Raw genomic sequence first — 22,536 nt, forward strand, 5'->3', positions numbered from 1 at the left:
ACCGGCAGGCAGTTGCGCACGATCCGACGCGAATGCATGATGGCAAGAAAAAGAGCAAAGGACGGCCTTCATTGAAAGTCGAGACGCGGCATAGTCTTTCAGTCAAACTGCTCCGACTGGTGCTGTTGTGGGCACTGTTGGCGGGAATGCTGTTGAGCCTGGCGCAGATCTTCGTCGACCTGCGGGCAGTCCGCGCCAATCTGGTGCGGGACGCCAACCAGATTCTTGCCATGTTCCACGATCCGGCCAGCCAGGCCATATTCAGTCTCGACCGCGAAACCGCCAGCCAGGTCATCGAGGGTCTCTTCGCCCATCCAGCGGTTCAGCAGGCCACCATCGGCCATCCCGACGAAGCACCACTCGCCAGCCGCACCCGTCCGCGTCAACCCGTTTTCTACCAGTATCTGACCGACCCGCTGTTCGGTGTGCAGCAGAGTTTCAGCATCCCGCTCCATGGCCGTGCGCCCTATGACAATTACTACGGCGAGCTGCAGCTCTCCCTGGACACCACCCATTACGGCGAACGCTTCCTGCGCAACGCCCTGATCATTCTGGTTACCGGTCTGCTGCGGGCACTGGTCATGGCCGCGGTGGTCTATCTGCTGTACCACATACTGCTGACCCGCCCGCTGGGGCGGATCATCGAACACATCGGCTTCATCAACCCGGACCAGCCTGGCAAGATGATGGTGCCCATGCTCCCCGGTCAGGAGAAGAACGAGCTGGGACTGCTGACCCGCAAGATCAACCAGCTGCTGGACTCCATCGAGCGCAACCGCAGCGGCCGGCGGGAAGCCGAGGCCAGCCTGCTGCATCTGTCACGTCACGATCAGCTGACCGGCCTGCCGAACCGCAGCCTGATGCTCGAACAACTGTCCCGGGTGCTCAGTGACGCCCACCGGCGCCAGCGCAATGCCGCCGTGCTGTGCTGCGGCCTGGATGACTTCAAGACCATCAACGAGAAGTTCAGCTATCAGGTCGGTGACCAGGCGCTGATTGCGGTCGCCGAGCGTCTCCAGGCACACAGCGGTCGGCTGTCCAGCGTGGCGCGCCTGGGCGGCGACCAGTTTGCCCTGATCGTGGCCGATGTCGAACCCTGGGAAGTTGCCGAGCTGGCCCAGCAGATTCTCAACGAGCTGAGCCTGCCGCTGATGCTGGATGGTCACAGCATCACCCTGCAGGCCACTATCGGTATCACCCTGTTCCCCGACGATGGCATGGACCCGGGCAAGCTGCTGCAGAAGGCCGAGCAGACCATGATGCTGGCCAAAGCCCGTTCACGTAACCGCTTCCAGTTCTACATCGCCAGCGTGGATACCGAGATGCGCATGCGCCGCGAACTGGCCGCCGGTCTGCGCGAAGCCCTGGCAAACAATCAGTTCCACCTGGTGTACCAGCCGCAGATCAGTCTGCGCGACAAGCGGGTAACCGGCGTCGAGGCGCTGCTGCGCTGGCACCACCCCGAGCGCGGCATGGTGCCGCCGGACCTGTTCATTCCCCTGGCCGAGCAGAGCGGCGCCATCATCGCGATAGGTGAATGGGTGTTGGATCAGGCCTGCCTGCAGCTGCGCGAATGGCAGCACAAGGGCCTGCCGGACCTGCGCATGTCGGTCAACCTGTCGACCGTCCAGCTGCACCACCCGGATCTCTGCGACATGGTTACCCGCACCCTGGACCGCTACGCCCTGGCACGCCATTCCCTGGATCTGGAAGTGACCGAGACCGGCCTGATGGAGGACATCGACGCGGCGGCCCGGCATCTGCACCAGCTCAAGGCCACCGGCGTACGCATCGCTCTGGACGACTTCGGCACCGGCTACTCATCGCTCAGTTATCTGCGCCGGCTGCCGCTGGACAAGATCAAGATCGACAAGAGCTTCACCAGCGACCTGCTGGTGGACGAGGATGACCGCAATATCGTGCGCGTGATCATCCAGCTGGGCCGCAACCTGAACATGGACGTGATCGCCGAAGGGGTCGAGTCCCCCGAGCAGGAGGCCTATCTGCAGAACGAGGGATGCGATGAGGTGCAGGGCTACTTCTACAGCCGCCCCCTCGCCGCGCCGGCGCTATGGGTATGGATGCGCAACTACCAGCAGGCACTGGCCTCAGAGACGCAGTAGACCCAGCCACAACCAGCCGGCCGCCATCCCTGCCAGCAGCATGCCCAGCAGGCTCCCTGCCGATTGACGGCGCAGCTTGCGGCTGAGCTGCTCCTCGTGGTGATCCGACAATACGAAGGGCAGCCCCCGATACGGGGGTTTGCCCAGGCTGTGAACCACCGGCTGCAGCGCGGCCTGGTTGCTGCGGCGCTGCGCCTCGCTGGCCGCGGCCGCCTGTACCTGCTGCCACTCCTGCTGGTCCAGCTGACCATCCCGATTGCGGTCGAAGCGTGCCAGCAGATTCGGATAATCCGCCTTCCAGTCGCTGATGATCTGCCGGGCCACCCGCTGGGTGTCGAAGGCCTCGCGCCCGCCACCGCGACTCTCGAACCAGCCCAGCGCGTACAGCGGATCCCCCTCACGCAGCCATTCCTCGGTGTAGCGGTAGCGCTGGCCGATCAGAGCACCCAGCAGCCGGGTCTGACTGGTCGGCGACAGCGGCCAGCGGCGGTTGCCCTCCCAGCGCCGGCGCAACCGCGGATGCACCTCGGCGCCCCGGGGCACTATCCAGCATTCCCCGGTAGCGTCGCGCAGCAGAAACGGCCGGTCCGACTGCCCTTTTTCCACCGTGCGCCACTCCCGGTGCTTGCCACTGCGCCGGTACTCCTCCACCGTGAAGCGGTACCAGAGACAGGGCTCGCTAGCCAGCGGGGAAATCAGCGGTTCATGGCCGCCGGCCTCTACCCACCCCTGCAGTTCCACCAGGCCCTGGGCCGCGGAACGGACCAGCGAGGTGGGCGTATCCTCGACCCAGCGGGCGCGGCGCAGCCGGCTGAAGGTGCGGTACAGCAGCCATAGCGTCAGCAGCGAGCTGAACGCCAGGGCGAAGTAGAAGAACGGGACCGACAGGACCGGCCCGCCGGGCAGCTGGATCATGAAAACAGCTGGCGCAGGTTCACGTCCGCTTTCTCGGCTTCGGAGAAGCGCAGCAGCTCGGCCTCACGGAAGTTGAACAGGCGCGCGATGAGCACATCGGGAAACTGTTCGATACGCACGTTGTTGATATTGACGGCGGCGTTGTACAGCTCACGGCGATCGGCGATGCCGGTCTCCAGACCGGAGATTCGCTGCTGCAGATGCTGGAATGAACTGTTGGCCTGCAGCTGCGGATAGTTCTCCGCCAGGGCGAAGAGCTGCCCCAGACCGCTGCGCAATGCGGTCTCGGCTTCACCGAGGGAGCGGATATCCGAGCGATCCCGGGCCTGGCCGACGGCGTTGCGGGCACTGATCACCCGCTCCAGGGTTGCCTGTTCGTACTGCATGTACTGGCGGCAGGCCTCCACCAGCTTGGGCAGTTCCTCATGCCGCTGGCGCAGCAGAACGTCGATATTGGACCAGGCCTGAGTTACCCCATGCTTGACGCTGACCAGCTGATTATACAGCGTGATGGCATATACCAGCAGCACCACCAGCCCTGCCCCGATGACCAGCCACCACAGATTGCCCCATTCCATCCCTGTGCTCCTTATACCGACCCATTCACGATAGCCGCGGCGCTGGCCAGTGCGCGCAAAAGATGCCCATAACACTTTGTTTAGCCGCCGTGACCCGTTAATCTTCGCACATAATTTCCAATAATTGTCGGCAAGCGGATACTGCCGACGTCGAGCCGGGATCGCCCACCATGCTGCGAAGACTCATCGTCCTGCTTATCCTCTTCATTGCCGTAGTGGCGGCACTCGGCGCCTGGAAGTATTACTCCATCCGCCAGCAGATCGCCTTCTTCACCGCCCCCAAGCCACCGATCCAGGTCAGCGCTACCGAGGCGCAGAGCATCGACTGGCAGAGTCGGCTGCCCGCCATCGGCACCCTCACCGCACGTCAGGGGGTGGAGCTGACGGCGGAGATCGCCGGCACCGTGGAGCGCGTCCTCGCCGAATCCGGCCAGCTCGTGGAAGCCGGCCAGACCCTGCTGGTGATGAACAATCAGGTCGAGCAGGCCAGCCTGGAGACTGCCGAAGCCCAGGTGGAACTGGCCCAACTGGACTTCGATCGTCAGCAGAATCTGCTGCGGCGCCAGAGCATTTCCCAGGCCCAGTTCGACCAGGCCAGCTCAACCCTGCGCCAGGCCCGAGCCAAAGCTGCCGAGCTGCGCGCCATTCTGCAGAAGAAGACCATTACGGCACCCTTCCCGGGCCGACTGGGTATCGTTCAGGTCGACCCGGGTGACTACCTGTCCCCCGGGACCCTGATTGCGACCCTGCAGGATCTGTCCAGCCTCAATGTCGACTTCAGTCTGGCAGAGCAGTACTTTCCCCTGCTCAGTGTGGGCCAGCACGTTGAGCTCAGCGTCGCGGCCTTCCCTGATCAGCGGCTCTCCGGAGAGATAACCGCGATCAACCCGCGGGTGGACGCCAGTTCCCGTACCCTGCTGGTGCGCGCCAGGGTCAGCAATCCGGAGGAGCAGTTGCTGCCCGGCATGTTCGCCGAGCTGAACGTCCTGCTGCCTGACACTCAACCCCGGGTGGTGGTACCGGAGACGGCCGTCACCTTCAGCCTCTACGGCCAGTCGGTGTATGTCGTCGAGCCTGCCGACCGCGAAGCGGCGCAGGATGGGGAGAACGACGAGGCCGGCCTGGTGGTTCGCCGCCGCTTCGTCACCACCGGCGAGCGCCGTGAAGGACAGGTCGTGGTGCTGAAGGGTCTGGAGGCCGGCGAGCAGGTGGTTACCGGCGGACAGCTGAAGCTCGACGACGGCGCAGCCGTGGTCATCAACAACAGCAATCCGCTGTAGGATCCCGCGCATGGCTTTTACCGATATCTTCATCCGTCGCCCGGTGCTGGCGACCGTGGTCAGTCTGCTGATCATTCTGCTCGGCATGCAGGCCCTCAACAGCCTGACCATCCGCCAGTACCCCGAGATGGAAAACGTGCTGATCACGGTGACCACGGCCTACCCCGGGGCCAACGCGGAAGTGATCCAGGGCTATATCACCCAGCCGCTGCAGCAGAGTCTGGCCAGCGCCGAAGGGGTGGACTACATCAGCTCGGTGAGCCGGCAGAACTTCTCGGTGATCCAGGTCCGTGCACGACTCGGGGTGAATACGGACCGGCTGTTCACCGACGTGATGTCCAAGGCCGCCGAAGTGCGCAGCCAGCTACCGGCCGAGGCGGAGGATCCGGTGATCAGCCGTGAGGCGGCGGATGCCACGGCACTGATGTACATCAGCTTCAGCAGCGAGACCCTGAGCAACCCGCAGATCACCGACTATCTGTCCCGGGTGGTGCAGCCGCGTCTGGCGACCCTGCCCGGGGTTGCCGATGCCGCCATCCTCGGTCGGCAGAACTTCGCCATGCGTCTGTGGCTGGACCCGGTGCGCATGGCCGCCATGGGGGTCACCGCCAGCGACGTCAATCAGGCAGTGCGCCGCTACAACTTCCTGGCTGCCGCCGGCGAGACCAAGGGCGAATATGTGGTCACCAGCGTCAACGCCGCCACCGACCTGCAGGAACCCGAGCAGTTTGCCGCCATCCCGGTGCGTACCGACGGCGACACCCGGGTACTGATCGGGGACATCGCCCGGGTCGAGCTGGGCGCCGAATCCCTGAATGCGATGAGCTTCTTCAATGGCATTCCGGCGGTCTACATCGGCGTCGAGGCCACCACCACCGCCAACCCGCTGGATGTGATTGCCGAGGTGCGCAAGGCGCTGCCGCAGATCGATGCGCAGCTGCCGCCGGAACTGGAGATGACGGTGGCCTACGATGCCACCCTGTTCATCCAGGAGTCGATCGACGAGGTGATCAAGACGCTGGCCGAAGCGGTCGTGATCGTCATCGTGGTGGTATTCCTGTTCCTCGGCTCGGTACGCTCGGTGATCATTCCGGTGGTGACCATCCCCCTGTCAATGATCGGCGTGCTGTTCTTCATGCAGCTGATGGGTTATTCGATCAACCTGCTGACCCTGCTGGCCCTGGTACTGGCCATCGGCCTGGTGGTCGACGACGCCATCGTCGTGGTGGAGAACATCCATCGGCATATCGAGGAAGGCCGGTCACCGGTGGACGCTGCCCTGCTCGGCGCCCGGGAGATCGCCATGCCGGTGGTGGCCATGACCATCACCCTGGCGGCGGTCTACGCACCCATCGGATTTCTGGAAGGCATCACCGGGGCCCTGTTCAAGGAGTTCGCCTTCACCCTGGCCGGCTCGGTCGTCATTTCCGGGGTAGTGGCACTGACCCTGTCACCGATGATGTGCTCGCGCCTTCTGCGCCCTGCCGACACTACCCGCGGCCTGGCTGCGCGACTCGATCGCCTGTTCCACGGCATGCAGGTGCGCTACCAGCGCCTGCTGCACAGCAGCATGGAGACCCGGGGAGTGACCCTCACCTTCGGCGTGCTGGTCCTGCTGCTGATTCCGGTACTGCTGATGTTCACCCGCAGTGAGCTGGCGCCATCCGAGGACCAGAGCTTCGTATTCATGCTCACCAATGCACCACAGACCGCCAACCTCGAGTACCTCACCCATTACACCAACGAGGTCAACCAACGGCTGAGGGAGTTCGACGAGTACGAGGCGCACTTCCACATCAACGGCATGGATGGCGTGAACAGTGGTCTGGGCGGCTTCATCCTCAAGCCCTGGGATCAGCGCGAGCGCAGCGAAGCGGAAATGGTGCCGCTGATCCAGAACAGCCTGAACGAAGTCGCCGGGCTGCAGATCTTCGCCATGAGCGTACCGGCCCTGCCCGGCGCCAGCGACGGTCTGCCCCTGCAGTTCGTGATCACCAGTCTCGGCGATTATCAGACCCTGTTGCAGGTCACTGAACGGGTCGCCGCGCGCGCCCGGGAAAGTGGCAAGTTCGCCGTAATCAACGTGGATCTGGCCTTCGACAAGCCCGAGCTGGAGGTGGAGATCTCCCGGGAAAAGGCGGCCCAGATGAATGTGTCCATGGAGGATATCGGCCTCACCCTGGCGTCCCTGCTCGGCGAGGGCGAAATCAACCGCTTCACGGTGGAAGGGCGCAGCTACAAGGTTATCGCCCAGGTGGAGCGCGAATACCGCGACAACCCCAACTGGCTGGCCCAGTACCATGTACGCAACCGGGACGGCCAGATGATCCCCCTCGGCTCGCTGATCAGTTATCGCGAACAGGCCCGGCCGCGTCAGCTCAACCAGTTCCAGCAGCTCAATGCGGCGCGCATCCAGGGCGTTCCGCTGGTCAGTATGGGTGACGCCCTCGCACTGCTGGAGGAGATCGCCGAGGAAGAGCTGCCACAGGGCTTTTCCGTGGACTATGGTGGCTCATCCCGCCAGTTCAAGCAGGAGGGCTCGGCGCTCTATGTCACCTTCGCCCTGGCGCTGGCGATGATCTATCTGGTGCTGGCCGCCCAATTCGAGAGTTTCCGCGACCCGCTGGTCATTCTGGTGACAGTCCCGCTGTCGATCTGCGGCGCGCTGATTCCCCTGTTCGTGGGCGTTTCCAGCATGAATATCTATACCCAGGTAGGATTGGTGACCCTGATCGGGGTGATCAGCAAGCACGGGATTCTCATCGTCGAGTTCGCCAATCAGCTGCGACGGCAGGAAGGTCTGGGAATGCGCGAGGCGGTGGAACAGGCGGCTGCCATCCGCCTGCGACCGGTGCTGATGACTACCGCCGCCATGGTGTTCGCGATGATTCCGCTGCTGATCGCCCAGGGTGCCGGCGCGGTAAGCCGATTCGATATCGGTGTGGTGATTGCCAGCGGACTGACCGTGGGCACGCTCTTCACCCTGTTCGTGCTGCCGGCGGTGTACGTCACCTTCAGCGAGCGCGAGCGGACTGCCTGAGCGGAATCCGGAGCCGGTCGGCCCGCCATCAAGGCGGGACCCGGCCCGTATCAGCGGAACAGGGAGTCGGCACTCAGCCCGTGCTGCTCGAAGATGTCCCGAAGGCGCTTGAGAGCTTCGACCTGAATCTGCCGAACCCGCTCGCGGGTCAGGCCGATCTCGCGACCGACCTCCTCCAGGGTACTGCTCTCGTGCCCGCGCAGGCCGAAGCGGCGGGTCACCACTTCGCGCTGCTTCTCGCTCAATTCCGACAGCCAGTTGTCGATGCTGGCGTTGAGGTCCTCTTCCTGAAGCAGGTCGCCGGGGTCGCCGGCCATATCGTCAGGCAGGGTATCCAGCAGGGTCTTGTCGGAATCGGCGCCCAAGGGTACGTCGACCGAGGCTACACGCTCATTGAGTCCCAGCATGCGCTTGACGTCCTCCACCGGGCGGTCGAGCAGCTGGGCGATCTCCTCGGGTGAGGGCTCGTGATCCAGCTTCTGGGTCAGCTCGCGGGCAGCGCGAAGGTAGATGTTGAGTTCCTTGACCACATGAATGGGCAGGCGGATGGTGCGGGTCTGGTTCATGATCGCCCGCTCGATGGTCTGGCGGATCCACCAGGTGGCGTAGGTCGAGAAGCGGAAACCGCGCTCGGGATCGAATTTCTCCACTGCCCGGATCAGTCCGAGGTTACCCTCCTCGATCAGATCCAGCAGCGCCAGCCCGCGGTTGACATAGCGGCGGGCTATCTTGACTACCAGGCGCAGGTTGCTCTCGATCATGCGCTTGCGTCCGGCAGGATCCCCCTTCTGCGCCAGGCGGGCGAAATGCACTTCCTCCTCCGGCGTCAGCAGGGGAGAAAAACCGATTTCGTTGAGATACATCTGGGTTGGGTCGAGCTGGCGGGAAAATTCGAAGGAGTCCTCGCGCTGGTGGTTGCGCGGTGTTGTGACCCTGGGTTTGCCAGAGCCTCCGGGACTGTCATCCACTTCGAATCTGACCTGGTCCATGAGCTCTTCATCGCCGCTGTACCGATCAGGTGCATTATTATTATTTACCATGTGCATGCCCCACCTTCAGTCGAAACACTGGACAAACTGCCCATTCAGTTCCCGCAGAGACGAACCTTGCGTTCGCCCGGCCTGACGGAAAACCCCCTGATGCAATTCGGTGCGCGTCAGTCTCCGCTGACTACTTCGGGACCATCGTGTGGCAATGGACTCTGCCCCGGCGCCTCCTGCAGTGTGCACCAGAACTATGACAGTGCAGATACAGGTTTGTTTTGCACTACTTCACAGTTTTGGTAAATAACCGAGCGGGTCAACGGGCTGCCCCCGACGTCGGATCTCGAAATGCAGCTTCACCCGGTCGGTGCCGGTATTGCCCATCTCCGCGATCGTCTGTCCTGTACGTACCTGTTCCCCCTCTTTCACCAGCAGGCGGCTGTTATGGGCATAGGCACTGAGATAGGTCTCATCGTGCTTGATGATGATCATGTCCCCATAACCGAGCAATCCACGACCCGCGTAAACTACTGTTCCGTTAGCCGCAGCTTTTACAGGCTGACCCAATTGACCGGCGATATCAATCCCTTTATTCAAACTGCCGTTCGACTGGAATCGGGCGATGATCTGGCCCTGCGCAGGCCATTGCCAGCCGGACACTGACGTTGCCGCCGGTGCCGGTGTCGAGGCCGGCTGCTGCCGGCTGGCTGCGGGGGCATTAGCCGCAGCCGTGGGGGTGCGCGCAGGGGAGGTTGCCGCGGTTGCCGTGGGCGCGGTGGCCGCACCGGTTCGCGGCGGTGTCGTGGCAGCGGCTGCAGGGCGGGTACCGGAGGCCGGCGCGCTGCGCGCCGGCGCCGGGGAGGGACGACTGGCCGTTGCGGTACTGCGGCTGCCGGTGTCCAGGCTCAGCCGCTGACCGGGATAGATGGTATAGGGTTCACGCAGACCGTTGTGCGCGGCCAGAGCCTTCCAGTCCCAGCCATAGCGGAAGGCGATGGAATACAGGGTGTCACCTCGCTGTACCACATGGTGACCACTGGTTACCTGCTGGGCGCGATAACCGCCCCGGCTGCGATCGTCCACAGGTACAGTGCCGGCGGGACCGGCGCAGGCAGATATCAGCAGGGCCATGAGCATGAGCCCGGGTACGCCGGCAGTGCTGATACTCCATCGCCTCACAATGATCCCCCGCTTGAAAAGGTTTCCGCCCGACCGCTCCGATATCAGCCGCGGCTGATCCGCTGGCCGATCCACTCCAGTGTCAACACCAGTGCCACGGCAACCAGCATGAGCAGGAGACCGGCAATCCACCAGGAAGGTTCGCCGGTCAGCGTTTCATAGGTCGTCGGCAGCACATTGTCCTGCAACAGCGGCTCCGGCACGCCCTTGCTGTTCTCGCGCCAGCTGATGGTCTGCTTCCAGGGCCAGACCTTGTTCAGCGACCCTATCAGCAGCCCGGTGGCTGCCGCCATAGTGGCATTGCGCGCATGCTCCAGCAACCATGACACCAGCCGGGCAAAGCTCAGCATACCCACAGCGCAACCAGCCGCGAAGGTCACCAGCATGACCAGATCGAAACTGCGTACAGCCCCCAGAATGGTGGCATACAGACCGAGCAGCACCAGCACGAAGCTGCCGGAGATGCCCGGCAGTATCATCGCGCAGATGGCGATGGCGCCGGCCAGGAAAATGAACAGCGGCGCCGAGGACCACTGTACCGGTGCGGCCACAGTGATCATGTAGGCAAAGCCGGCACCCAGGGCCACCAGCAGCAGGGTCCACAGATTCCAGCGATGGACCTCCCGACCGACGATATACACCGAGACCAGGATCAGACCGAAGAAGAAGGACCAGGTCAGCTCGCCATGGGTTTCGAGCAGATAGCCCAGCAGATTGGCGAACGCTGCAATACTGGTGAGGATGCCGCCCAGCAGCGCCACCAGGAAGGTGCCGTCGATCGCTCGCCAGGTCTCGCGGATGCGGCCGCGGGCGAGCCACAGCAGCTTGTCCGGAGTGCAGGAACCCAGCGCCTTGAGCAACCGCTCGTAGACCCCGACAATCAGCGCAATGGTGCCACCGGAAACGCCAGGCACCACATCCGCGGCCCCCATGGCCATGCCCTTGAGGTAGATCAGCAGATAATCCAGAAAACGGCGATTCAAGAGTTCATTACTCCGGACAAGAGCGGCACGAAACGTACCGGTTCGACCTGATGGCGGATGAATTGATCCCCTTCACGGATCACCAGGGTCAGATATTGTTCATGCTCGCCCACCGGGATGACCATGCGCCCACCGTCTGCCAGCTGGGTCAGCAGCTCGGCCGGCACCTCCGGCGGCGCGGCGGTGACCAGAATGGCGTCATAGGGCCCGTACTGGGGCCAGCCCCAGTTGCCGTCGGCGTGGCGAAAGACCACGTTGCGGATGTCGATGTCCCTGAGCACGGTCTTGGCTCGCTCCTGCAGCGGCAGGATGCGCTCGACACTGAACACCCGCTCCACCACCTGAGCCAGAATGGCGGTCTGGTAGCCCGAACCGGTGCCGACCTCGAGCACCTTGTCCAGCTCCCGCCCGCCGAGCAGCAGCTCGGTCATGCGCGCCACTATATAGGGCTGTGACAGGGTCTGGTTGTGCCCGATCGGCAGGGCCGTGTCCTCATAGGCACGATGCGCCAGCGCCTCGTCGACGAACAGGTGCCGCGGCGTGCGACGAATGGCTTCAAGTACCTTGAGGTCGCGGATGCCCTCCTCGAACAGACGCTCCAGCAGCCGCTCGCGGGTCCGCTGGGAGGTCATGCCGATACCGCTCTTCAACAGATCATCACGCACCTTGCTGTATCCTCAGATCGCCCAGCCAGCCATTGAGCCGATCGAACACCTCGTAGTAGGTCTTGTCGATGCGCAGCGGGGTGATGGAGACGTAACCGTGCATCACCGCATTGAAATCCGTGCCCTCACCACCGTCCTCCGCATCCCCAGCCACCGAGATCCAGTAACCCTCCTTGCCCCGGGGATCGGTCCACTTCACCGGCCTGGCGGCACGCTGGCGGTGGCCGAGACGGGTCAGCACCATACCCTGGATACGGTCCAGCGGCAGGTTGGGAATGTTCACGTTGAGTATGGTGCGCGGTGGCAGATCCAGCTGCTCATGGGCCTCGACCAGCGTCCGGGCGATCGCCGCGGCCGCCGGCAGGTTGTCGGTCTGGCGACTGACCAGGGAGAAGGCCATGGCCGGTCGGGACAGGAAGCGGCCCTCAAGCGCGGCAGCTACCGTGCCCGAGTAGAGTACGTCATCGCCCAGGTTGGCGCCGAGGTTGATGCCGGACACCACCATGTCCACGCTGTCGGGGAACAGCGAATTCACCCCCAGGTGGACACAATCGGTGGGCGTGCCATTGAGGCCGACAAAGCCGTTCTCCAGATAGAACGGCCGCAGCGGCTTGTCCAGGGTGAGGGCGCTGCTGGCACCGCTGCGGTCCTCGTGGGGTGCCACCACCACACAGTCGGCATAATCGTCCAGCGCGCCGTGCAGGGCCTTGAGGCCCGGCGCCAGCACACCATCGTCGTTGGCAATGAGAATACGCATCAGGTTTCGCTTTCCAGTCCGCCGCCCGGCTCGTCATCCAGCAGTACCAGCTCATGCAGTACTGCCGTCGCAAAGCAACCGGTGGGCAGGGTGAATTCAATTTCCAGGATATCCGCTGCAGGATAATGCCACGTCAGGCCGATCAAGGGGAGACGCAGAATACGGCGCTGCTGCTCCAGCCCGGCATTTTCCAGCCACTGGCACAGCTGCGGCTCGGCCGCCGCCAGCTGCTGCTCCATTTCCTGCACGGTACCGGCAACCGGAGCCTGCCCCGCACCCCACAGGGGGCCGGTCACATGGACGTCCAGTTGTGCAAAGCGCTGATCTTCGGCGGCCAGACGTTCGGCGGCAAAATGGCTGCGACTGTCGGTGAAGGCCAGGCAGTCGCCGGGCAATATGCGGTCCCAGCTGCCATCGGCCACCCGCTGCCCCAGCAGTCGGTTGAACAGCAGGCTGCGGGCGGTGGACAGCAGACGTGAACGCGTGCCCCGGGCCGGCGGCAGTGCGCCCCGCTCGGCCCACTGCCGGGCCTGCTGCAGGTTACCGCCGTCACGGCCGAAGCGCTGGGGCCCGAAGTAGTTCGGCACGCCCTGCTCGGCGATGCGCTGCAGACGCTCGTCCAGCTGTGCGGGATCAGCCTGAAGTTCGGTAAGACGAATGACGAAGTGGTTGGCGCGGTGCGCTCCGCGCTGCAATTTGCGGCTGTGCCGGCGGCTGGTCAGACAGCGCAGCTGGTCATTCCACAGGGGCGAGAAGTCCGGATCGTCCCTGCCCGGCAACTGCAGGCTGAACCACTGGCTGGTGATGGCACGCCGATCCTTGATCCCGGCGTAGCTGACATCCCTGAGCTTGAGACCGGCGACCCGCGCCAGCTGCCGGGCCACATCCTCGGTATTCAGATCGCGCTTTTCGATCAGCAGCCACAGGTGCTCACCCTGCCCGCTCAGCTCGATATCGAGGATCTCGGTGACCCGGAAGTGCTCCGACTGCGCCTTGAGCACCGCCCGGCCACAGGGCTCGCCGTGGGCCCGCGGCCCCAGCCACTGGCTGTGTGCGCCGCTCACAGGGGCAGCAACAGGGCTACCGCGTCGACGGCGATCCCCTCCCTGCGCCCGACAAAACCGAGCTTCTCGGTGGTGGTGGCCTTGATATTGACCTGATCCAGTTCGACCTGCAGATCCTCGGCCACCAGTACCCGCATGCTGTCGATGTGCGGGGCCAGTTTCGGTGCCTGGGCGGCAATGGTCACATCCACATTGCCCACCTTCCAGCCCTTGGCGTGCACCAGCGTCAGCGCATGGCGCAGCAGCACGCGGCTGTCAGCGCCCTTGAACTGCGGATCGGTATCGGGAAAGTGCCGGCCGATATCCCCCAGCGCGGCCGCGCCGAGAATCGCATCGGTCAGGGCATGCAGCACCACGTCCCCATCGGAGTGGGCAACCAGGCCGTGGTCATGGGGGATACGCACCCCGCCCAGAATAATGAAGTCGCCCTCACCGAAGCGGTGAACGTCATAGCCGTGACCAATGCGCATGGAATACCTGCTCTGCGGAAAAAATCAAAGGAGGGATCTTACCGTGTCCCGGGGATGGGCAGAAGGCCTGGGAGGGACGAGCACCAGCTCGTCCAGCCGTGCCTGCCGACAGCATCCATGTTATCGGCAGGTACGCCTCATCGAGCTGGTGCTCGACGTTCCCCGAGCAGCTCGACGTTGCGAGAGACCACCTTACAACCGCCCCAGCGCCCTGGCATGGTGCCGCAGGTGGTCGTCGATAAAGCTGGCGATGAAGAAGTAGCTGTGGTCATAGCCGGCCTGCCGCCGCAGGGTCAGCGGATGACCCGCTGCCGCCGCGGCCGCTTCCAGCGCCTCGGGTTTGAGCTGCTCGGCGAGGAAGTTGTCCGCCTCGCCCTGATCCACCAGCAGCGGCAGGCGCTCCTGGGCGGTGGCGATCAGCTCGCAGGCATCCCACTGCTTCCACTGTTCCCGATCATCGCCCAGATAATTGCCGAAGGCCTTGTGACCCCAGGGGCAGTTGACCGGGTTGGTGATGGGCGCGAAGGCCGAGACCGACTGGTAGCGACCGGGATTCTTCAGCGCGCAGATCAGCGCCCCATGGCCGCCCATGGAGTGACCGCTGATGGAACGCCGGTCGGACACCGGGAAGTTGCCCTCGATCAGCGCCGGCAGTTCCGTCACCACGTAGTCGTACATCTGGTAGTGCCGCGCCCAGGGCTGCTGGGTGGCGTTGATGTAGAAGCCCGCGCCCAGCCCGAAGTCCCAGGCGCCCTGCGGATCGTCCGCCACGCCCTCGCCGCGTGGACTGGTATCCGGCGCGACTACGACCATGCCGAGTTCTGCGGCCAGGCGCTGGGCGCCGGCCTTCTGCACGAAGTTCTCATCGGTGCAGGTCAGACCCGACAACCAGTAGAGTACCGGCAGCGGCTCGCCCTGATCCGCCTGGGGCGGCAGGAAGATGGCAAAGATCATGTCGCAGCCGAGCACACTGGAGCGGTGCCGATAACGTTTCTGCCAACCACCGAAGCACTTGTTGGCGGAAACCAGTTCAATCGCAGAGTCCATGAGTCAACTCCCTTTCAAACCTTGAGTAAACGGGGGGGTGCTCCCGCAGGAGCGCAGGCAGCCGGCCGGGGCCGGCTGCGATGACGGGTCAGAAGTGGATGACCGAGCGGATGCTCTTGCCTTCTTCCATCAGTTCGAAGGCCTTGTTGATGTCTTCCAGACCCATGGTGTGGGTGATGAAGGTGCTGAGCGGAATGTCGCCCTTCTGCGCCTTCTCCACATAGCCGGGCAGCTGGCTGCGACCCTTCACGCCACCAAAGGCACTGCCGCGCCAGACCCGGCCGGTGACCAGCTGGAACGGACGGGTGCTGATTTCCTGACCGGCGCCGGCCACACCAATGATGGTCGACTCGCCCCAGCCCCGGTGGCAGCATTCCAGTGCAGCACGCATCAGCTCGACGTTGCCGACGCACTCGAAGGAGTAGTCCACACCACCGTCGGTCATGTCGATGATCACCTGCTGGATCGGCTGGTCGTGATCCTTGGGATTGACGAAGTCGGTAGCACCCAGCTCCCGGGCCTTGTCGAACTTGGCCGGGTTGATATCCACGCCGATGATGCGGCTGGCACCGGCCATCCTGGCACCGATGATCGCCGCCAGACCGATGCCGCCCAGACCGAAGATGGCCACCGTGGAGCCGGCTTCCACCTTGGCGGTATTGAGCACCGCGCCGATACCGGTGGTGACCCCGCAACCGAGCAGGCAAACCTCTTCCAGCGGCGCATCTTTCTGGATCTTGGCCAGCGACACTTCCGGTACCACCGTGTATTCGGAGAAGGTGGAGCAGCCCATGTAGTGGTAGATCGGTTGCCCCTTGTAGGAGAAGCGCGTGGTGCCATCAGGCATCAGGCCCTTGCCTTGGGTAGCGCGGACGGCGGTGCAGAGGTTGGTCTTGCCCGACTTGCACGACTTGCACTGGCCGCATTCGGCGGTATACAGCGGAATCACATGATCGCCGACCTGTACCGAGGTCACACCCTCGCCCACCGCCTCGACGATACCGCCACCCTCGTGGCCCAGAATCGCCGGGAATACACCCTCGGGGTCGGCACCGGACAGGGTAAAGGCATCGGTATGACAGACGCCGGTCGCCACGATGCGCACCAGCACCTCACCCGCCTTTGGCGGAGCCACATCCACTTCGACGATTTCCAGCGGCTTGCCGGCTTCAAATGCCACCGCAGCACGGGACTTGATCATGGGAACCCCTCCATATCCTGAATAGTTGAACAGAGCCAGTGTAGTTAACCTGCAGGATATGGATAATACTCCCAATAACAAAACATTATTGCCATACAGGGATAATCGCGTGGATAACTGGAGCGGAATCGACGAATTCGTCTGCGTCGCCGAGCTGGGCCATTTCAGCGGAGCGGCCAGACGCCTGGGCGTCTCCTCCTCCCATATCAGCCGGCAGATCGCCCGGCTGGAGGACCGCCTGCAGACCCGCCTGTTCTACCGCAGTACCCGCAAGGTCACCCTGACCGAAGCCGGACACACCTTCCTGCAACACTGCCAGCGCCTGCAGGATGCCCGGGACGAAGCCGTACAGGCGGTCACCGACCTGTCCAGCGAACCCAAGGGCCTGCTGCGCATGACCTGCTCGGTGGCCTACGGCGAGGAATTCATCATGCCGCTGGTCAACGAGTTCATGGAGCAGTATGCGCAACTGCGCATCGAGATGACCCTGACCAACCAGACCCTGGATCTGCTCCACGGCCAGTTCGATCTGGCCATCCGCCTGGGCCGCCTGCAGGACTCCCGCCTGGTCGCCACTCGCCTGGCCCCCCGGCGCATGTACCTGTGCGCCTCACCCGCCTATCTTGAACGCCACGGCGCTCCCCACAGCCTGTCCGAGCTGCCGCGCCACAACTGCCTGATCGGCAGCAGTGATACCTGGGATTTTGTCGAGTCCGGACGGGAGCTGCCGGTGCGGGTCCAGGGCACCTGGCGCTGCAACAGCGGCCGCGCCGTCCTGGACGCAGCCCTGCGCGGTTTCGGCCTGTGTCAGTTACCCGATTACTACGTTCACGAACACCTGCGCAGCGGTGCCCTGCGCGCCCTGCTCACCCAACACCAGCCACCCCACACCGCCGTCTGGGCCCTGTACCCCCAGCAACGCCATCTCTCACCCAAGGTACGCAAACTCGTGGATCACCTTAAGCAGCGGCTCATGCAGCGGGTGGAGTATCAGGGGCAGGCGTAGTTTGGTGGCGTGCCCGGGTAACTGTGCAGGCCTGTGTTCAGAACTCTCACCGGTGAGGTCCCTTTGTGTTTGGGTGTACGTCCGTGCAGGCCTCTGCGTTGGTACGCCCCCGCTACGACACGCCGTGAACACGTCCATGTGGGCTCGTTGATGTCATCCATGACATCAAACGGTCGTATCGGAGGCGTCCCAACGCAACGGCAGAAGCTTCGGAGTTGCTGTGAGAAAAAACCATCAGCAGCTCGGAGTGTGTAGGCGGCCTGGGGCGCAGGGTTGTGCCGACCGTCGGTTTTCATGGATGAAAACCGCGAGCTTACATGGACGTACTTGCAGCGTGTCGGCACAGCCCTGCATCCCAGCAAGCCAAGCTCGGACTTACACCCCAGCTCAGAAGGTCTGCACAAACAACATCGAAAATAGGAAACAAAAAAGGGAGCCATTCGGCTCCCCTTCTCAGTCCAGCGCCAACTATCAGCGGTGGCTTTCAGCGCGCTGCTGCAGCTCGGGATCGGTCTGTATGCGGGTGGCGATCTCGTTGTAGGTTGCTACGTCCAGATCAGCATCCTGAACGGCCTCAACCATTTTCTCCTGGGCTTCCAGCTGCAGCTTCTGAGCATCCTCCTGGTTCTCGGCCTTGCTCAGCTTCTCGGAGAATTCGTCACGGATTTCCGCAACTTCCTTATCAGCCTCGACAAACTTCTTCAGATTGTCATCGCTGATCGGCGCAGCGGCAGGCTGACCCTGCTCGTACTGCTGTTGCGCAGCACCTCCAGCCTGGGCCATGACAGCGGGAGCGCCCATACCGAAGGTGGCAAGGGCAATGGCGGCGGTCAGAGTCTTGAGGTGTTTCATGGTCTTTCTCCTTACTGTTGAAAGTCACCAAGATCTATCCATGTACCGTGCCAACTCTTCTGAAACCGATATATCCAATTGTTTTTATTGGGTTTTTAAACAAATCATCAAAATCCAGCGGAATCCCTGAGCCGGGCCGCAGTCGGACAATGTGTATAGAAAATGCACATGAGCAAAAAAGACCCGGTCAAAATGAATACAGATTCCAGTCTGCTGAAACGCCTCGCCGGCAATGGCCTGCAACGCTCCCTGCTGCTGTTCGTGGTGCTGCCCATAGTACTGCTCACCGCCCTGGGCATCCGCTTCGGGCTTGGCCAGGCCAGCCAGTTTCAGGAACAGCGCCTGAAGAATGATCTCGAGCTGATCGGCCGCGCCATCAGCCTGCCGGTGGGCAATGCGCTGAACAAGGGCGACATGCACGCGGTGGAGCTGGCGCTGGGCTCGGTATTCGTGCTCGGCGAGGTCTACGGCGCCTCGGTGTTCGACTCGGCGGGCAATCGCATCGCCTCGGCCGGCATCACCGAAAGCGACCTGAGCGGCACCACCATCCCCGATCGCATCCGCCGCACCGGCGAGGGCCAGGAGGCGTTCAGCCGGGTGGCCGGCCGTCATCTGTTTTCCCATTTCCTGCCCCTGTTCGATACCGCCGGCCAGATTCAGGGACTGATCCAGATAACCCGCCGCGCCAGCGACTTCGGCCATGCCTTCCGTCAGCTGGCGATCATCGCCTGGCTGGTCTGGGGGCTGTTCAGCCTGGTGATCCTGGCGGGTGTGTTGCTGGGCCACTGGGGTGGTGTCGGGCGCCACGTGGATCGGCTGCTGCAGCACATGCAGCGGGTGGCCGCCGGCGATCTGTCGCACCGCGCCGCGCTGGACGGACCGGCCGAGGTAGCCAGTCTGGCTGCCGGGCTGAACCGGATGCTCGATGCCATTGCCGAAGCCAATCGGGAGCTGGACGCCCACCGCCGGGCGGAAACCCAGCTGCTGGCCCGGATCAAGGACAACGAGAAGATGGTCGCCATCGGCAGCATGGCTCGGGGCATCGCCCATGAACTGGGCGCTCCGCTCAGCGTCATCGATGGCCGTGCCCGGCGCCTGCAGCGGTGCGACGCGCTGGATGAACAGCAATTGCGCCAGCTTGAGGGTATCCGCGCCCAGGTGGGTCGGCTGACCCGTACGGTCAATCAGCTGCTGGATTACTGCCGACCAGCTGCGGTGCAGCCCCGGCTGCTGACCCCGGCTGCACTGATCAGTACCGCCACCGAGGCCATGCGGCCTGAACTGGAAGCAGCCGGGCGGCAGCTGCAGCTGGACATGCCGGCTGACCTGCCGGCCATGAAGGGCGATGCCGGCCGCCTGGAGCTGGCCCTGCTCAACCTGCTGCGCAATGCACTGCAGGCCTCGCGCTCGACCGTCATCACCCATATCAGCGCTGATACCGAGCACCTGCATATCCGCATCCTGGATGACGGTCCGGGCCTGCCGGATGCGGGGCTGGCCACCCTGCTCGAGCCCTTCTTCACCACCAAGTCGCCGGGCGAAGGTACCGGCCTGGGACTGGCCATTGTCCAGGCCGTCGCCGAGGAGCACGGCGGCCATCTGAATCTGTCGAACCGGGCCGAGGGCGGTTGCGAGGCGCACCTGCAGCTGCCGCTGGCCCGCACAGGGGAAGCCAAGTAATGAGTCACAACGAACATATCCTGCTGGTCGAGGATGATCGCGGCCTGCGTGAACTGCTGCAGGAGGAGCTGGAAGCGGAGAATTACCGGGTAACTGCCTGCGGCGATGCCGAGCGCGCCCTGCAGATCCTGGCAACGGACACACCCAGCCTGCTCATCAGTGATCTGCGCCTGCCCGGCGCCGATGGCCTCAGCCTGCTGCCGGCCCTGCAGCAGTGCGAGGCGCCACCGGCGGTGCTGATCATCACCGCCTTCGGTTCGGTGCAGCAGGCCGTGAAGGCGCTGCAGAGCGGTGCCGATGACTTCCTGACCAAGCCGCTGGAGATGGACCACTTTCTGCTGACGGTCAGGCGCCTGCTGGAGCACCGCCGACTGCGCCGGGAGGTTCAGCATTATCGCAACCTGCTGGCGGTGGAGCAGTTCAACGGCATCGTCGGCCAGAGCCCGGCCATGCAGCAGCTGTTCCATCAGATCCGCCAGATCGCCAGGGCAGATGGCCCGGTGCTGGTCCAGGGTGAGAGCGGCACCGGCAAGGAACTGGTTGCCCGTGCCCTGCACGACCAGAGCAGCCGCAGCGACGGTCCCTACCTGGTCGTCAACTGTGGCGGCATCCCCGGCGAGCTGATGGAAAGCGAGTTCTTCGGCCATGCCGCCGGGGCCTTCACCGGGGCGCGCACCCAGCGTGCCGGCCTGTTCCAGCAGGCCGACGGCGGCACCCTGATGCTCGACGAGCTGGGCGAGATGCCGCTGCCGCTGCAGGCCAAGCTGCTGCGCGTGCTGCAGGACGGCCGCCTGCGCCCGGTGGGCACCGACCACGAACTGCAGGTGGATGTACGCATCATCGCCGCGACCAATCGCAACCTCACCGAAGCCGTGGCCGACGGCAGCTTTCGCGAGGACCTGTTCTACCGGCTGGAGACCTTTGCCATCCAGGTGCCGCCGCTGCGCGCCCGGGGGGATGATGTGCTGCGCCTGGCGCAGTTCTTCCTCGCCCGCCTCAATGCCCGACAGCAGACGCGAATCAAGGGTTTCAGCGACGAGGCACTCGGAGTGCTGCAGGCCTATCCCTTCCCCGGCAACGTACGTGAGCTGCAGAACGCCGTGGAACGGGCGGCAACCTTCTGCGACTCCAGTCTGATCGAGCCACGCCACCTGCCCCAGCGTATCTGCGAGCAGTTGACCGATCCCGACATGCCCATCTCGCCGGTTCTCGAGGGCCCCACCACCCTGCCCCGCACCGGCGATCCCGAGGGCATGCCCTCGCTGGAAACGGTGCAGCGCCACTATATCCACCAGGTGCTGCATGCCACCGGAGGCAACAAGCGGCGGGCGGCGGAGATTCTCGGCATCACCCGGCGGACCCTGTATCGCTGGCTGGAGTAGCGTGCCGTCTCCGGGGTGCAGCGCACCTGACAACCCGGCGAGGCAGCTCTTTACAGATTCTTTACCCTGATCGGGCCCCTGTTGACACTGGCGCTGAGTAAACTTGGCGCCAACTACTGATCCGCCTGAGAAGGAATTTCATCTATGACACTTAACCGGCGTTTCCTCGGGACAGTCGCCGTGCTGGCAGTCATCGCCGGTGTTGCCTGGTATTTTCTGCTGGGCCAGCAGCGCGGGGGTCCCGAGCTGGTCACTGCCCCCGTGGAACGTACCGACATCGAAGACAGCGTGACCGCGCTGGGTACCCTCGAGCCGCTCAACTACGTGGATGTGGGTACCCAGGTGTCCGGTCAGCTGAAGGTGCTGCATGTGATCGAAGGCCAGCAGGTCGAGGAAGGCCAGCTCCTGGCCGAAATAGATCCGACCATCTACCTGGCCAAGGTCGAGGCCACCGAAGCCCAGCTGGAAAACCTCAAGGCGCAACTGGCCGACCGCGAGGCCACCCAGGTACTGGCCCGGTTGCAGGCCGAACGGCAGCACAATCTGATCAAGCTCAACGCCACCAGCCAGGAATCGGTCGAACAGGCCGACGCCAGCCTGCGCTCGGCCAACGCCCAGATCACCGCCCTGAAGGCCCAGATCCGCCAGCTCGAATCCCAGCTCAAGGAAGCCCAGGCGGATCTGGGCTATACCCGCATCCACGCCCCCATGAGCGGCACCGTGGTCGATCAGCTGGCCAACCAGGGTCAGACCCTGAACGCCAACCAGACGGCGCCAGTGATAGTGCAGATTGCCGATCTGAGTACCATGACGGTCCGTACCCAGGTGTCCGAAGCCGACATTACCCAGCTCGAGGAAGGCATGCCGGTCTGGTTCACCACCCTCGGTCAGCCTGACGTGCGCCGCGAAGGTGTGCTGCGCCAGATACTGCCGACCCCTGAGGTGGTCAACAACGTGGTGCTGTTCAATGCCCTGTTCGATGTACCCAACCCGGACGGCAAACTGCTGCCGCAGATGAGTGCCCAGGTCTTCTTCGTCAAGGCCTCGGCCAGAAACGCCCTGAGCATTCCGGTATCGGCCCTGCAGCCGGCCGGGCGCCCCGCCCCCGGTGAAGCCCGGGGCACCGACGCCGACGGCAAACGCTATCGGGTCCGGGTGCTGGTCAACGGCCAGCCGGAGGAGCGCATCATTACCGTGGGTGTGATGACCCGCGTCAGTGCCGAGGTGCTCGATGGTCTGGAGGAAGGTGACCAGGTGGTGATCGGCGGCAGTCGCCCCGCTGGCGGCGCCTCGGCGGCACGGCCCATGCAACCGCGCCCGAGGTTCTGAGC

19 protein-coding genes are annotated in these 22,536 nt (G+C 63.9%); 7 read left to right on the forward strand and 12 right to left on the reverse strand.

Going from position 1 to position 22,536, the window contains the following annotated elements; genetic code table 11:
• Positions 1-71: 71 nt before the first annotated feature.
• A complete protein-coding gene (locus tag BM046_RS05180) occupies positions 72-2,123 on the forward strand; it encodes a putative bifunctional diguanylate cyclase/phosphodiesterase (RefSeq protein WP_090537670.1) in 2,052 nt (683 codons plus the stop codon).
• On the opposite strand, the gene BM046_RS05185 is transcribed toward BM046_RS05180, so the two are convergent.
• Both BM046_RS05185 and BM046_RS05190 read right to left on the reverse strand, forming a co-directional pair.
• Positions 2,109-3,038: a GIDE domain-containing protein gene (locus tag BM046_RS05185; RefSeq protein WP_090537672.1), complete on the reverse strand. Its 930-nt coding sequence runs from the start codon at positions 3,036-3,038 to the stop codon at positions 2,109-2,111. The two genes, BM046_RS05180 and BM046_RS05185, sit on opposite strands and share 15 nt — an antisense overlap.
• Positions 3,035-3,616: a LemA family protein gene (locus BM046_RS05190; protein ID WP_090537673.1), complete on the reverse strand. Its 582-nt coding sequence runs from the start codon at positions 3,614-3,616 to the stop codon at positions 3,035-3,037. The genes BM046_RS05185 and BM046_RS05190 overlap by 4 nt, the downstream gene beginning before the upstream one ends.
• Before the next feature lie 170 nt (positions 3,617-3,786).
• Between BM046_RS05190 and BM046_RS05195 the strand changes: the two genes are divergently transcribed.
• Positions 3,787-4,896: an efflux RND transporter periplasmic adaptor subunit gene (locus BM046_RS05195; protein WP_090537675.1), complete on the forward strand. Its 1,110-nt coding sequence runs from the start codon at positions 3,787-3,789 to the stop codon at positions 4,894-4,896.
• A gap of 10 nt (positions 4,897-4,906) precedes the next feature.
• On the forward strand, positions 4,907-7,936 hold the full coding sequence (locus BM046_RS05200; RefSeq protein WP_090537677.1) for a multidrug efflux RND transporter permease subunit: 3,030 nt from the start codon (positions 4,907-4,909) through the stop codon (positions 7,934-7,936).
• A gap of 50 nt (positions 7,937-7,986) precedes the next feature.
• On the opposite strand, the gene rpoS is transcribed toward BM046_RS05200, so the two are convergent.
• The 9 genes from rpoS to BM046_RS05245 form a co-directional block, all read right to left on the reverse strand.
• The gene (gene rpoS, locus BM046_RS05205; RefSeq protein WP_328586343.1) at positions 7,987-8,925 is read right to left on the reverse strand and encodes an RNA polymerase sigma factor RpoS; all 939 of its coding nucleotides are present in this window, start codon (positions 8,923-8,925) and stop codon (positions 7,987-7,989) included.
• Positions 8,926-9,207: 282 nt separating this feature from the next.
• Entirely contained in the window at positions 9,208-10,056 is an 849-nt protein-coding gene (locus tag BM046_RS05210) for a peptidoglycan DD-metalloendopeptidase family protein (protein WP_090537680.1), read from the reverse strand.
• 86 nt (positions 10,057-10,142) lie between these two features.
• Positions 10,143-11,036, reverse strand: coding sequence for a DUF368 domain-containing protein (locus tag BM046_RS05215; RefSeq protein WP_090537751.1), 894 nt, complete (start codon positions 11,034-11,036; stop codon positions 10,143-10,145).
• Positions 11,037-11,077: 41 nt separating this feature from the next.
• On the reverse strand, positions 11,078-11,713 hold the full coding sequence (locus tag BM046_RS05220) for a protein-L-isoaspartate(D-aspartate) O-methyltransferase (RefSeq protein WP_090537753.1): 636 nt from the start codon (positions 11,711-11,713) through the stop codon (positions 11,078-11,080).
• A 25-nt stretch (positions 11,714-11,738) separates the two neighbouring features.
• Positions 11,739-12,503, reverse strand: coding sequence for a 5'/3'-nucleotidase SurE (gene surE / locus BM046_RS05225; protein ID WP_090537682.1), 765 nt, complete (start codon positions 12,501-12,503; stop codon positions 11,739-11,741).
• Positions 12,503-13,567, reverse strand: a complete 1,065-nt coding sequence (gene truD / locus BM046_RS05230) for a tRNA pseudouridine(13) synthase TruD (protein ID WP_090537684.1) — start codon at positions 13,565-13,567, stop codon at positions 12,503-12,505. Before truD ends, surE begins: the two co-directional genes overlap by 1 nt.
• Positions 13,564-14,037 carry a 2-C-methyl-D-erythritol 2,4-cyclodiphosphate synthase gene (gene ispF, locus BM046_RS05235; RefSeq protein WP_090537685.1) on the reverse strand — a complete coding sequence of 158 codons (474 nt, stop codon included), beginning with the start codon at positions 14,035-14,037 and terminating at the stop codon, positions 13,564-13,566. The genes truD and ispF overlap by 4 nt, the downstream gene beginning before the upstream one ends.
• A gap of 192 nt (positions 14,038-14,229) precedes the next feature.
• Positions 14,230-15,084: an S-formylglutathione hydrolase gene (gene fghA / locus BM046_RS05240; RefSeq protein WP_090537687.1), complete on the reverse strand. Its 855-nt coding sequence runs from the start codon at positions 15,082-15,084 to the stop codon at positions 14,230-14,232.
• An 88-nt stretch (positions 15,085-15,172) separates the two neighbouring features.
• Positions 15,173-16,285, reverse strand: a complete 1,113-nt coding sequence (locus tag BM046_RS05245; protein WP_090537689.1) for an S-(hydroxymethyl)glutathione dehydrogenase/class III alcohol dehydrogenase — start codon at positions 16,283-16,285, stop codon at positions 15,173-15,175.
• Positions 16,286-16,394: 109 nt separating this feature from the next.
• On the opposite strand from BM046_RS05245, the gene BM046_RS05250 reads away from it, so the two are divergent.
• Positions 16,395-17,291, forward strand: coding sequence for a LysR substrate-binding domain-containing protein (locus tag BM046_RS05250; protein ID WP_143084157.1), 897 nt, complete (start codon positions 16,395-16,397; stop codon positions 17,289-17,291).
• A gap of 471 nt (positions 17,292-17,762) precedes the next feature.
• On the opposite strand, the gene BM046_RS05255 is transcribed toward BM046_RS05250, so the two are convergent.
• A complete protein-coding gene (locus BM046_RS05255) occupies positions 17,763-18,143 on the reverse strand; it encodes a DUF4168 domain-containing protein (RefSeq protein WP_090537692.1) in 381 nt (126 codons plus the stop codon).
• A 192-nt stretch (positions 18,144-18,335) separates the two neighbouring features.
• On the opposite strand from BM046_RS05255, the gene BM046_RS05260 reads away from it, so the two are divergent.
• From BM046_RS05260 to BM046_RS05270, 3 genes are all read left to right on the forward strand, one after another.
• Positions 18,336-19,823: a sensor histidine kinase gene (locus BM046_RS05260; protein ID WP_177197791.1), complete on the forward strand. Its 1,488-nt coding sequence runs from the start codon at positions 18,336-18,338 to the stop codon at positions 19,821-19,823.
• Positions 19,823-21,205 (forward strand): sigma-54-dependent transcriptional regulator, encoded by a 1,383-nt coding sequence (locus BM046_RS05265; protein ID WP_090537696.1) that lies wholly within the window; start codon positions 19,823-19,825, stop codon positions 21,203-21,205. Before BM046_RS05260 ends, BM046_RS05265 begins: the two co-directional genes overlap by 1 nt.
• Positions 21,206-21,349: 144 nt before the next feature.
• Positions 21,350-22,534, forward strand: coding sequence for an efflux RND transporter periplasmic adaptor subunit (locus tag BM046_RS05270; protein WP_090537698.1), 1,185 nt, complete (start codon positions 21,350-21,352; stop codon positions 22,532-22,534).
• Positions 22,535-22,536: the final 2 nt, after the last annotated feature.

This window comes from Halopseudomonas formosensis, from assembly GCF_900115905.1.
Lineage (GTDB): Bacteria > Pseudomonadota > Gammaproteobacteria > Pseudomonadales > Pseudomonadaceae > Halopseudomonas > Halopseudomonas formosensis.

What these genes read in the sequence shown, in the direction of transcription:
- BM046_RS05190 (WP_090537673.1), bottom strand. Translation starts at nt 3,616, where the DNA reads ATGGAATGGGGCAATCTGTGGTGGCTGGTCATCGGGGCAGGGCTGGTG.
- BM046_RS05200 (WP_090537677.1), top strand. Translation starts at nt 4,907, where the DNA reads ATGGCTTTTACCGATATCTTCATCCGTCGCCCGGTGCTGGCGACCGTG.
- BM046_RS05270 (WP_090537698.1), top strand. Translation starts at nt 21,350, where the DNA reads ATGACACTTAACCGGCGTTTCCTCGGGACAGTCGCCGTGCTGGCAGTC.
- ispF (WP_090537685.1), bottom strand. Translation starts at nt 14,037, where the DNA reads ATGCGCATTGGTCACGGCTATGACGTTCACCGCTTCGGTGAGGGCGAC.
- BM046_RS05265 (WP_090537696.1), top strand. Translation starts at nt 19,823, where the DNA reads ATGAGTCACAACGAACATATCCTGCTGGTCGAGGATGATCGCGGCCTG.
- rpoS (WP_328586343.1), bottom strand. Translation starts at nt 8,925, where the DNA reads ATGGACCAGGTCAGATTCGAAGTGGATGACAGTCCCGGAGGCTCTGGC.
- BM046_RS05260 (WP_177197791.1), top strand. Translation starts at nt 18,336, where the DNA reads ATGAATACAGATTCCAGTCTGCTGAAACGCCTCGCCGGCAATGGCCTG.
- surE (WP_090537682.1), bottom strand. Translation starts at nt 12,503, where the DNA reads ATGCGTATTCTCATTGCCAACGACGATGGTGTGCTGGCGCCGGGCCTC.
- BM046_RS05195 (WP_090537675.1), top strand. Translation starts at nt 3,787, where the DNA reads ATGCTGCGAAGACTCATCGTCCTGCTTATCCTCTTCATTGCCGTAGTG.
- fghA (WP_090537687.1), bottom strand. Translation starts at nt 15,084, where the DNA reads ATGGACTCTGCGATTGAACTGGTTTCCGCCAACAAGTGCTTCGGTGGT.
- BM046_RS05255 (WP_090537692.1), bottom strand. Translation starts at nt 18,143, where the DNA reads ATGAAACACCTCAAGACTCTGACCGCCGCCATTGCCCTTGCCACCTTC.
- BM046_RS05245 (WP_090537689.1), bottom strand. Translation starts at nt 16,285, where the DNA reads ATGATCAAGTCCCGTGCTGCGGTGGCATTTGAAGCCGGCAAGCCGCTG.
- BM046_RS05215 (WP_090537751.1), bottom strand. Translation starts at nt 11,036, where the DNA reads ATGGCCATGGGGGCCGCGGATGTGGTGCCTGGCGTTTCCGGTGGCACC.
- BM046_RS05210 (WP_090537680.1), bottom strand. Translation starts at nt 10,056, where the DNA reads ATGCTCATGGCCCTGCTGATATCTGCCTGCGCCGGTCCCGCCGGCACT.
- BM046_RS05185 (WP_090537672.1), bottom strand. Translation starts at nt 3,038, where the DNA reads ATGATCCAGCTGCCCGGCGGGCCGGTCCTGTCGGTCCCGTTCTTCTAC.
- BM046_RS05220 (WP_090537753.1), bottom strand. Translation starts at nt 11,713, where the DNA reads ATGACCTCCCAGCGGACCCGCGAGCGGCTGCTGGAGCGTCTGTTCGAG.